The organism is Edwardsiella hoshinae NBRC 105699 = ATCC 33379 (assembly GCF_000474215.1).
GTDB classification, from domain to species: Bacteria; Pseudomonadota; Gammaproteobacteria; order Enterobacterales; family Enterobacteriaceae; genus Edwardsiella; species Edwardsiella hoshinae.
This window is the reverse complement of record NZ_BAUC01000069.1, coordinates 1-838: the sequence shown is the minus strand read 5'-3', so window position 1 is coordinate 838 and position 838 is coordinate 1. Positions and strand designations below refer to the sequence as shown.

The 838-nt window shown below is 57.3% G+C and carries 1 protein-coding gene and 1 pseudogene; both read right to left on the bottom strand.

Annotated elements, in window-relative coordinates:
* Positions 1-96 precede the first annotated feature (96 nt).
* On the bottom strand, positions 97-561 hold the full coding sequence (locus tag EHO01S_RS16855; protein ID WP_035370949.1) for a hypothetical protein: 465 nt from the start codon (positions 559-561) through the stop codon (positions 97-99).
* A gap of 123 nt (positions 562-684) precedes the next feature.
* A pseudogene (locus tag EHO01S_RS19370) lies at positions 685-838 on the bottom strand (regulatory protein GemA); the annotation flags it as partial.

Below are 838 nucleotides of genomic sequence, written 5' to 3'. Positions count from 1 at the left end.
GTAGTGCGACAGTGCATAGCGCCGGCAAGCGGCATCGCGTGCCTGCCGGGTATACGCTGCATACTCACCAAGTGAAGTGTAATTTTGCATAGCCTATTAATCAAAAAGCCCCGCTTGGGCGGGGCTTGGAAGCTGTCGGCTGTCATATCGTTGCCGGAGGAGTTGCCACCCGTACCGGTCACTAAATCCATACCGGGGGCACAATATCGCCATCGCCTGCCTGGCTGAGCGGCCTGCGGCCTTTTCTTTGGCGACCTCAGACAGAAAGCGGGTATTACGCAACTCGCGCAACGCACTATCGCAGCGGGGAACGTAGAATGACGCACCACCGACATGGTGTATCAGCGTCTGTGTCTCCTGCTCGGTTAGCACACCGCGTAATAGGGCATAGACACCACCAGAGCGCGCCCGGCGCTCGCTGGTGCAAGCATGTAACGTAGTGCCCCCCAACGCCGTTATCAGGCGCATGGTGGCAGAGTATCCCAGGATAGCAATCAGCGTATGGACAGACTCAGGCAACAATGCCTGTAAGCGCGCCAGGTCGTTTTCACAGAGCGTCATCACGGTTGCCTCGGGGTCAAGAGGGGTAGTGCAATTATAACCAGCACTGATCACCTGTACAGCAAAAAAGAAAACCCCCGCATCACTGCGAGGGTTCAGGGTTCAGCATTAAGCGATAGGCGCTCAGTCCTGGCCGCGTCGGCGCGCATCCTTGATCAGTGCCACCATCACACCAAAAAGCTGATCATCATCCAGCCACTCGATCACATGCTGGCCATACATGTGCGCCGCCAGTCCCTCGACATAGTTCCAGGAGCGGTCCGCATCAGCGAGCAGT

Excerpts from the sequence above, each read along its gene's own strand:
- EHO01S_RS16855 (WP_035370949.1), bottom strand. The coding sequence starts at position 561 with ATGACGCTCTGTGAAAACGACCTGGCGCGCTTACAGGCATTGTTGCCT.